The organism is Streptomyces mesophilus (assembly GCF_011044995.1).
In the GTDB taxonomy this organism is placed as follows: domain Bacteria; phylum Actinomycetota; class Actinomycetes; order Streptomycetales; family Streptomycetaceae; genus Streptomyces; species Streptomyces mesophilus.
Map to the genome: position 1 here is coordinate 1 of NZ_JAAKZW010000290.1, position 9142 is coordinate 9142.

Consider the following 9142-nt stretch of genomic DNA (forward strand, 5'->3'; position numbering starts at 1 on the left):
TCCCGAAACCGGGGCTTCGCCCCGGACCCCCCACGCGGCGGAGCCGCACAATGTCACAGCCGAACTTCGTTCGGATCTGCTCAATCGCCGCAGGGGCTGAATTGTGCGGCCGCCGTACCGGCGTGAGGGGACGGGGTGCCATTGCCCGAATGAGCAGGCACCCCACCCCGGACAAGCGACCCTCAGATGCGGTCGAGCACCTGCGTCAGGAGCTGCCCCATCCGCGTCGCCGAGTCGCGGCCCGCCTGGAGGACCTCTTCGTGGTTCAGGGGCTCGCCCGTCATGCCCGCCGCGAGGTTGGTGACCAGAGAGATGCCGAGCACCTCGGCCCCCGCCTCACGCGCCGCGATCGCCTCGAGCACGGTCGACATGCCGACCAGGTCCGCCCCGATCGTCCGGGCCATCCGGATCTCGGCGGGCGTCTCGTAGTGCGGGCCGGGGAACTGCGCGTACACGCCCTCCTCCAGCGTCGGGTCGACCTCCTTGCACAGCGCGCGAAGCCGCGGCGAGTACAGGTCGGTCAGATCGACGAAGTTCGCGCCGACGATCGGCGAGGTCGCCGTGAGGTTCAGGTGGTCGCTGATGAGGACCGGCTGGCCGGGACGCATGCCGTCCCGCAGGCCGCCGCAGCCGTTCGTCAGGACGACGGTCTTGCAGCCCGCGGCGACGGCGGTGCGCACACCGTGCGCCACGGAGGCGACGCCGCGGCCCTCGTAGTAGTGGGTCCGTCCGAGGAAGACCAGGGCGCGCTTGTCCCCGATCTTGTACGAGCGGATCTTGCCGCCGTGGCCCTCGACGGCCGGCGGCGGGAAGCCGGGCAGCTCGGTCACGGCGAACTCGGCCTCGGGGGCACCGAGCGCGTCCACGGCGGGAGCCCACCCGGAGCCCATCACGAGGGCGACGTCATGGGCAGCGGCCCCGGTCAGCTCGCGCAGCTTGGTGGCGGCGGCGTCGGCGGCGGCGTAGGGGTCGGTGGGGGGCGTATTCGAAGCGTTCACGCGCAAGAGGGTATCCGCTAATGGCCTACGCGCGTAGATGCGTGCCGTACGAGGGCGGTACGCGTCGGGTTGTGGGTTCTGCCAAAGAGGACGTGGGGGTGCTGGTGGGGCGCCTGCGGCGGGCGGATTCCCCTGAGCTGAAAGATCTCAGCAAGGCCGCTTACGAAGCTCCATCACGTAATCGTGCGGCGCCCCCGCCGACTCGGCCGCATCCGCCAGTTCGCCCAGGTAGCGCGCCGAGGGCAGGCCGCCCTCGTACCCGTTGAGGACGTAGACCCAGGCCGGCATCTCGCCCTCGAGGGTCTGCACCCGCACCCGCATCCGGCGGTAGATGTCGAGCCCTACGCCTTCCCAGCGGTCCAGGGAGTCCTCGTCCATCGGCGCGATGTCGTACAGCGCGACGAACACCTGCGAGCGCGGTGCCTCGACGACCGTGGCCAGGGCGCCCTCCCACCCCATGTGCTCCCCGCCGAACGTCAGGCGCCACCCGCTCAGCCACCCGGTGGCGCGCAGCGGCGAGTACGGGGCGCGGCGGGACATGAGCCGCGGGTCGAGATTGCCGGCGTACGCGGCGTAGAGCGACATGGGATCGAGGGTACGGCAGTGGTAGGTGACGGGCGTGCGGACTGGTGAGGCCGGGTGCGAACCCGTGCGGCGGCCCCGCCGGGCGCGACGAATAGGAGCGCCCGGAAACCCCGGGATACCCCAGCTCTCACCCAACCGTCGCCCCGGGGGCGTAACCCCTTGAGTCGTGCGGGACAATGGAGTACGTGACTCGGATCGTGATCATCGGTGGCGGACCCGGCGGATATGAAGCGGCCCTCGTGGCGGCTCAACTCGGCGCGGAGGTGACCGTCGTCGACTGCGACGGTCTGGGCGGGGCGTCGGTGCTCACCGACTGCGTACCGTCGAAGACTCTGATCGCGACGGCCGAGGTGATGACCACCTTCGACTCGTCGTATGAAGAACTCGGCATCATCGTCGAGGACGACACCCCGGACCCCGACTCCCCGGCCCGCGTCGTCGGCGTGGACCTGGGCAAGGTCAACCGACGGGTGAAGCGCCTCGCGCTCGCCCAGTCGCACGACATCACCGCCTCCGTGACCCGCGCCGGCGCCAAGGTCCTCCGCGGCCGCGGCCGCCTCGCGGGACCGTCCGGCATCGACGGCACCCGCGATGTCATCGTCACCGCCGCCGACGGCACCGAGACCCTGCTCACCGCCGACGCCATCCTGATCGCCACCGGCGGCCACCCGCGCGAGCTGCCCGACGCCAAGCCGGACGGCGAGCGCATCCTCAACTGGACCCAGGTCTACGACCTCGACGAGCTCCCCGAGGAGCTCATCGTGGTCGGTTCCGGTGTCACGGGCGCCGAGTTCGCGGGCGCCTACCAGGCCCTCGGCTCCAAGGTCACCCTCGTATCGAGCCGCGACCGCGTCCTGCCCGGCGAGGACCCGGACGCCGCCGCCGTGCTCGAGGACGTCATGCGCCGCCGCGGCATGAACGTCATGGCCCGCTCGCGCGCCGAGTCCGCCAAGCGCGTCGGCGACCGCGTCGAGGTCACGCTCTCGGACGGCCGGGTCATCTCCGGTACGCACTGTCTGATGGCGGTCGGCGCGATCCCCAACACCGCGGGCATGGGCCTGGAGGAGGCCGGCGTCCGGCTGAAGGACTCCGGTCACATCTGGACCGACAAGGTGTCGAGGACGTCCGCCTCCGGTGTCTACGCGGCCGGTGACGTGACCGGCATCTTCGCGCTCGCCTCGGTCGCGGCCATGCAGGGCCGGATCGCGATGTACCACTTCCTGGGCGACGCGGTGACGCCGCTGAACCTCAAGACCGTCTCGTCGAACGTGTTCACCGACCCCGAGATCGCCACGGTCGGCTACTCGCAGGCCGACGTGGACGGCGGCAAGATCGACGCCCGCAGCGTCAAGCTCCCGCTCCTTCGCAACCCGCGCGCGAAGATGCAGGGCATCCGCGACGGTTTCGTCAAGATCTTCTGCCGTCCCGGTACCGGCATCGTGGTCGGCGGAGTGGTCGTCTCCCCGCGCGCTTCGGAACTGATCCACCCCATCTCGATCGCGGTCGACAACAACCTGACGGTGGAACAGATCGCGAAGGCGTTCACGGTCTACCCCTCCCTGTCGGGCTCGATCGCCGAGGTCGCCCGTCAGCTGCACACCCGCAAGGCGACCGGCGAAGGCTGAGCCGGCCGCACGGCAGGGACTGTTGTCGCAGGTGAGGCAGGAACTGACCGTTCGTTACGCAGAGTTGGGGCCCAGTCGCCTGGCATAGGCCAGAGGTCTGGGCCCCTATACCACTCCGGGCGTCCCCATACGCTCATCTTCTGTAATTCGGCGCAAAGTGCTGAAAGCAGACGGACGTTGGGGTTACTGTCAGTTTCGTGTTCGCTGCAGAACGTCGCCAATTGATCCTCGAAATGGTGCGCGCCAACGGGGCTGTTTCGCTCCGTGAGCTCGCCCGCGTCGTCCAGACCTCCGAAGTGACCGTACGGCGGGACGTGCGGGCACTGGAGGCAGAAGGACTCCTGGACCGCCGCCACGGCGGTGCGGTCCTCCCCGGCGGATTCACCCGTGAATCCGGATTCCCTCAGAAGTCGCACCTCGCGACCGCCGAGAAGACGGCGATCGCCGACCTCGCCGCGGGACTCGTCGAAGAGGGCGAAGCGATCGTGGTCGGTGCGGGTACGACCACACAGGAGCTGGCCCGCCGGCTCGCCCGCGTGCCCGGTCTCACCGTCGTCACCAACTCCCTCCTGGTGGCGCAGGCGCTGGCCCATGCCAACCGCGTCGAAGTGGTGATGACCGGCGGTACGCTCCGCGGCTCGAACTACGCCCTGGTGGGCAGTGGTGCCGAGCAGTCGCTGCAAGGACTGCGCGTGTCCCGCGCGTTCCTGTCGGGCAGCGGTCTGACCGCCGAGCGCGGGCTCTCGACGTCCAACATGCTCTCGGCGTCCGTGGACCGGGCTCTCGTCCAGGCCGCGGCGGAGGTCGTGGTCCTCGCGGACCACACCAAGCTGGGCACCGACACCATGTTCCAGACGGTGCCGACGGACGTCATCACGCGCTTGGTCACGGACGAGCCCCCGGCTCATGACGAGCGTGCCGCCACCGAGCTCCAGGCCCTGGCCGACCAGGGCGTCCAGGTCGCGGTCGCCGGCGCTGCGGGCCCGTCCCAGGGTGCCGATCCCGTCCCGGCGGGGCGCCAGCCGCGCCGGGACGTGCCCCTTCCGGGGCAGCGCCGCGGCGTCCCCGGCGGTCCGTCCGCGCTGCGCAGTACGGCGGCGCTGGCCGGAGCGGCCGGCGAGGCGCGGGTGGCGGACCTTCGGCGGAGGTAGAACGGTTCCGGTCCGAGAGGGACCGTTCTACGGCTGAGGCTGACCGGGCACGACCGGCGTGCCCGGCAAGGGCACCAGCCGGTCGGGGTCCGCGCGGTACGGGGCGAAGGCCGCCTCGGCCGCCGGCTGATAGGGCCGCCGTGACATCCGTGTCACCAGCTGCCACATCCGCCGCTCCTCGGCCAGCTCCTTCGGCAGGACGAGTCCGAGCGCGTCGGCGAGCGGCTTGCGCCCGACGTTCACCAACGCCCGTACCGCCGCCGCCCATTCATCGGTGGCGACCACCGCCGACCGGTACCAGACCGGCACGAGCACGAGCGCGATGGCGGCCGTCGGGACGAGCAGGCCGTAGGCGGACGGCTCGACCGCGAGCGTGGCGAGGGCCGTGAGCGCCAGCAGCGCGTGGCCGTACAGGAGCGCCACGAAGAAGTCGACCGGTGTGCGGGCGGTCTCCGTCTGCCGGACGGCGGGCTGTGGCGCGGCGCTGGTCAGCTCGTTCCACAGGACCTGGGTGTCGAGCCGGTAGCGGTCGTGCCCGTACTCCTCGAAGCGCCGGATCGCATTGCCGAGCCGCGTCGGCGCGATCTGCTCGTCGCCGATCGGATAGCGGCTCAACTGCTCGTGCAGTACGGCCAGTCGCAAGGTGGGATGCCCGGGCTCGGCAACCTTGTCCGCCATCCGTTGCCGCCGCGCCCGCTGGGTGCGAAGCCCCCGGTCGTACGCCCGCTGCGGCCACAGCGCGTACCCCTCCAGGAAGCGGTACAGGGGCTGCTGCAGTGCGCTCAGGACCAGACCGAGCAGGACGGCGCAGACGAGCAGCAGGGTCATGGTGCTGCTCTGCGAGCTCGGCCATACGCGCCGCATGAGACCCAGTCCGTCGAGGCTGGGGGCCACCGCGAAGAAGAACACGGCGAGGTTGATGGCGGACGGCAGCACCCACCCCACGAGCAGCGACCAGCCGCCGCCCAGCACGCCTTTGGCGATATCGCCCACGCGTCAGCTCTCCTGGGGCCAGTCGTCGCCGGGGTCGATGACGGGGCCGGGGGGTGTGACGGACTGGGGGTCGTCGCGGCGGCGCTCTGTGCGGATGCTGCTGAGGTCGACCCGGTCCTCCTCGAACACCTGCTCCTGATCCGGCTCGTACACCGGCTCCGGCGGGGACTGCGTGGCATCGTCCGCGCTCACCACGACCTGCTCGCCGTTCGGCGCCGTGAGCGTGACGGAGCGGACGCCCGACCGCGGCAGCAGCCACTGGAAGACGGGGCCGACCAGCCCCTGCAGGCCGGGCACCTCCGGGACGCGCACGCGCACCGTCTCCGAACGGTCCAGGAGCTCGACCGTCCAGGGTCCGCCGGCCCGTCGCAGATGCCGCTGCAGCGACCACGCCAAGTCCTCGGCGTCCGCGGTGATTTGGAGCGTGATCAACAGGTCCACGCGCCTCAGCATAGGGCGGCCGCCCCCACGAGGAAGGGCCCCCGGCGCAATGCCGGGGGCCCCTCCTCGTATGCGAACCGCTCACTCCCGTACGGGAATTGCTCAGTCCTTGATCTCGCAGATCAGCGCACCGGACGTCAGCGAGGCGCCGACCTCCGCCGCCAGACCCTTGACCGTGCCGGCACGGTGCGCGTTGATCGGCTGCTCCATCTTCATCGCCTCGAGGACAACGATCAGATCGCCCTCGGCGACCTCCTGGCCCTCCTCGACCGCGACCTTGACGATCGTGCCCTGCATCGGCGAGGCGAGCGAGTCGCCCGAGACCGCCGGGCCCGACTTCTTCGCCGCGCGGCGCTTCGGCTTGGCGCCGGCCGCAAGTCCCGTACGGGCCAGCGTCATACCGAGCGACGAAGGCAGCGAGACCTCCAGGCGTTTGCCGCCGACCTCGACGACGATCGTCTCGCGGCCCGCCTCGTCCTCGTCGTCGGCGTCGGGGGTCACCGTGAAGGGCTTGATCTCGTTGACGAACTCGGTCTCGATCCAGCGGGTGTGGACCGTGAACGGCGAGGCGGTGAACGCCTCGTCGACCACGACCGCCTGGTGGAACGGGATGGCCGTGGCCATGCCCTCGACCTTGAACTCCGCGAGCGCACGCGCGGCGCGCTGCAGCGCCTGCTCACGGGTCGCACCGGTCACGATCAGCTTGGCGAGCAGCGAGTCCCAGGCGGGGCCGATGACCGAGCCGGACTCGACACCGGCGTCCAGGCGGACGCCCGGGCCGGTCGGCGGCGCGAACAGCGTGACCGTGCCGGGCGCCGGAAGGAAGTTGCGCCCCGGGTCCTCGCCGTTGATACGGAACTCGAAGGAGTGGCCGCGGATCTCCGGGTCGCCGTAGCCAAGCTCCTCGCCGTCGGCGATACGGAACATCTCGCGGACCAGGTCGATGCCGGTGACCTCTTCGGTGACCGGGTGCTCCACCTGGAGGCGGGTGTTGACCTCGAGGAAGGAGATCGTGCCGTCCGTGCCGACGAGGAACTCGACGGTGCCGGCGCCGACGTAGCCGGCCTCCTTGAGGATCGCCTTGGAGGCCGTGTACAGCTGCTTGTTCTGGTCCTCGGTGAGGAACGGCGCGGGCGCCTCCTCGACGAGCTTTTGGTGGCGGCGCTGGAGCGAGCAGTCACGGGTGGAGACGACGACCACGTTGCCGTGGCTGTCGGCCAGGCACTGGGTCTCCACGTGGCGCGGCTTGTCGAGGTAGCGCTCGACGAAGCACTCGCCGCGGCCGAAGGCGGCGACGGCCTCGCGGACGGCCGAGTCGTAGAGCTCCGGGACCTCTTCGAGGGTGCGGGCGACCTTCAGACCGCGGCCGCCGCCACCGAAGGCGGCCTTGATCGCGATCGGCAGACCGTGCTCCTCGGCGAACGCCACGACCTCGTCGGCGCCGCTCACCGGGTCCGGCGTACCGGCCACCAGCGGGGCGCCGGCGCGCTGCGCGATGTGGCGCGCGGCGACCTTGTCACCCAGGTCGCGGATCGCCTGCGGCGGCGGGCCGATCCAGATCAGACCCGCGTCCCCGACCGCAGCTGCGAACTCGGCGTTCTCGGACAGGAAGCCATACCCGGGGTGGACGGCGTCGGCACCGGACTCACGGGCGGCCTTGAGGACCTTGTCCATGTCCAGGTAGCTGGTCGCCGGTGTGTCACCGCCCAGGGCGAACGCCTCGTCCGCGGCCCGTACATGCAGAGCGTCCCGGTCCGGGTCGGCGTAGACGGCTACGCTCGCGATCCCTGCGTCCCGGCACGCCCGGGCTACGCGGACAGCAATTTCGCCTCGGTTGGCGATCAGCACCTTGCGCACGATGGCTCCCTCCTTGAAACAAGCTGAGTTTAGGGACTGCCGACACGGCCTTTCGACCCGTCCCCAAGGGTGAGCTTGCCCACACGGAGTGTGATGCGAGGGCCGCTCCACTCGCGAATTCCCTTGTCGCACCACGGTACGCCGGGTTTCTGAACGCCACGGTAACCGGCTGGTGTGGTGCAGGTCTCTGTCTTCGCGGCCAGCGCCGCGTCACGTTTCTTTGTGGAGTCCCTACGAACGGCCGAACCAAACTTTGCCCTCGGGTGTCCGCGAGCGGATGAGCCGGCCCCCGGAGCAGTCCAAGAGGCGCCCCGCTCTTGTCCTACGCCTTACTCGCCAGTAGCGTTCGCCGCGAAGCGTAGGCAGGGCCTAGGGGTAACCAGGGGTAGGGGTACGCGTGATGCGCAGAGCGGCGGCCGTCGTGGCCGCGATCCTGCTGTTCGTCGAGGCCGTCGGCCTGGTGATCGTCAATGTGGTCCTGGGCAAGGTCGCCAAGGCCCAGTCGATGTCCCTGGACGGGATCGACCCGGACGTGATGTCGACGTCCTCGTACGTGCTCGCCGGCGTGGTCTTCCTCTACCTCGGCGGCTGCGCGCTCATCCTGCTGATCTCCGCGATCCGCAACCGCCCGCACGGCCGCTTCGCCCGCGTCCTGCTGATCAGCGCGGCGGTCCTGCACGCCGTGCTCGGCGCCCTGACCGTGGGCATGGTCGGCTGGGAAGCCTTCGCCTTCATGATGGTGATGTTCGGTCTGATCGTGCTCAGCCTGATGGGGTACGAGGGCAGGCCCGAGCCCGAGGACACGCCCCCCGCGCCGGTGAGCGGCGGCGGGGAGCCGCAGACCGCCTAGTCCTGCGAGGCGGGCACCCACAGGTCGGTGATGGACACGCCCAGCTCGCCGAGCAGCCGGCGCAGCAGCGGCAGGGAGATCCCGATGACGTTGCCGTGGTCGCCCTCGATGCCGTCGACGAACGGCGCGGAGCGGCCGTCGAGCGTGAACGCGCCCGCCACGTAAAGGGGTTCACGGCTGGCGACGTACGCGGCGATCTCCGCGTCCGTCGGCTCCCCGAAGCGCACGGTGGTGGACGCGGTGGCCGAGACCTGCCGCCCGCTCGCCGTGTCGATCACACAGTGCCCGGTCTGCAGCACTCCGGCCCGTCCGCGCATCGCCTTCCAGCGCGCGGTGGCCTCCTCGGCGTCGGCGGGCTTGCCGAGCGCCTCGCCGTCGAGTTCGAGCACCGAGTCGCAGCCCACGACCAGGGCGCCCGCCGTCTCGGGGCGCGCGGCGACCGCCTTCGCCTTCGCCTCGCCGAGCACGCGGGCGAGTTCGGCAGGGGTCGGCGCGGTGATCGCGTCCTCGTCGACGCCGCTGACGATCACCTCGGGGGCGAGGCCGGCTTGGCGCAAGAGGCCGAGCCTTGCGGGGGACTGGGAGGCGAGCACGAGGCGGCGGCGGGTGGGCTGAGCAGTCATGCGGGTCAGGGTATCGGGG

9 protein-coding genes are annotated in these 9142 nt (G+C 70.8%); 3 read left to right on the top strand and 6 right to left on the bottom strand.

Features of this window, described 5'->3' with window-relative positions; translation table 11 throughout:
- Window positions 1-182: 182 nt before the first annotated feature.
- Both G6045_RS36710 and G6045_RS36715 read right to left on the bottom strand, forming a co-directional pair.
- Window positions 183-998: a purine-nucleoside phosphorylase gene (locus G6045_RS36710; RefSeq protein WP_165336565.1), complete on the bottom strand. Its 816-nt coding sequence runs from the start codon at window positions 996-998 to the stop codon at window positions 183-185.
- A gap of 147 nt (window positions 999-1145) precedes the next feature.
- Complete coding sequence (locus tag G6045_RS36715) at window positions 1146-1583, bottom strand: gamma-glutamylcyclotransferase (RefSeq protein WP_165336566.1); 438 nt, start codon at window positions 1581-1583, stop codon at window positions 1146-1148.
- Between the two features lie 176 nt (window positions 1584-1759).
- Here G6045_RS36715 and G6045_RS36720 point away from each other — a divergent pair, with 176 nt between their 5' ends.
- Both G6045_RS36720 and G6045_RS36725 read left to right on the top strand, forming a co-directional pair.
- Entirely contained in the window at window positions 1760-3208 is a 1449-nt protein-coding gene (locus G6045_RS36720; RefSeq protein ID WP_165336567.1) for an NAD(P)H-quinone dehydrogenase, read from the top strand.
- Between the two features lie 233 nt (window positions 3209-3441).
- Window positions 3442-4359, top strand: a complete 918-nt coding sequence (locus G6045_RS36725) for a DeoR/GlpR family DNA-binding transcription regulator (protein WP_235968538.1) — start codon at window positions 3442-3444, stop codon at window positions 4357-4359.
- Between the two features lie 27 nt (window positions 4360-4386).
- Here G6045_RS36725 and G6045_RS36730 read toward each other — a convergent pair whose 3' ends face one another.
- The 3 genes from G6045_RS36730 to G6045_RS36740 form a co-directional block, all read right to left on the bottom strand.
- On the bottom strand, window positions 4387-5352 hold the full coding sequence (locus G6045_RS36730; RefSeq protein WP_165336569.1) for a hypothetical protein: 966 nt from the start codon (window positions 5350-5352) through the stop codon (window positions 4387-4389).
- Between the two features lie 3 nt (window positions 5353-5355).
- Entirely contained in the window at window positions 5356-5793 is a 438-nt protein-coding gene (locus tag G6045_RS36735; protein WP_165336570.1) for a hypothetical protein, read from the bottom strand.
- Between the two features lie 102 nt (window positions 5794-5895).
- Complete coding sequence (locus tag G6045_RS36740; RefSeq protein ID WP_165336571.1) at window positions 5896-7650, bottom strand: acetyl/propionyl/methylcrotonyl-CoA carboxylase subunit alpha; 1755 nt, start codon at window positions 7648-7650, stop codon at window positions 5896-5898.
- A 400-nt stretch (window positions 7651-8050) separates the two neighbouring features.
- On the opposite strand from G6045_RS36740, the gene G6045_RS36745 reads away from it, so the two are divergent.
- Window positions 8051-8500, top strand: coding sequence for a hypothetical protein (locus G6045_RS36745; RefSeq protein WP_165336573.1), 450 nt, complete (start codon window positions 8051-8053; stop codon window positions 8498-8500).
- On the opposite strand, the gene G6045_RS36750 is transcribed toward G6045_RS36745, so the two are convergent.
- Window positions 8497-9123: a Maf family protein gene (locus tag G6045_RS36750; RefSeq protein ID WP_165336572.1), complete on the bottom strand. Its 627-nt coding sequence runs from the start codon at window positions 9121-9123 to the stop codon at window positions 8497-8499. The genes G6045_RS36745 and G6045_RS36750 overlap by 4 nt on opposite strands.
- Between the last annotated feature and the right edge of the window lie 19 nt (window positions 9124-9142).

Coding starts and splice junctions, on each gene's coding strand:
- G6045_RS36715 (WP_165336566.1), bottom strand. CDS start 1,583: ATGTCGCTCTACGCCGCGTACGCCGGCAATCTCGACCCGCGGCTCATG.
- G6045_RS36720 (WP_165336567.1), top strand. CDS start 1,760: ATGGAGTACGTGACTCGGATCGTGATCATCGGTGGCGGACCCGGCGGA.
- G6045_RS36725 (WP_235968538.1), top strand. CDS start 3,442: ATGGTGCGCGCCAACGGGGCTGTTTCGCTCCGTGAGCTCGCCCGCGTC.
- G6045_RS36745 (WP_165336573.1), top strand. CDS start 8,051: ATGCGCAGAGCGGCGGCCGTCGTGGCCGCGATCCTGCTGTTCGTCGAG.
- G6045_RS36750 (WP_165336572.1), bottom strand. CDS start 9,123: ATGACTGCTCAGCCCACCCGCCGCCGCCTCGTGCTCGCCTCCCAGTCC.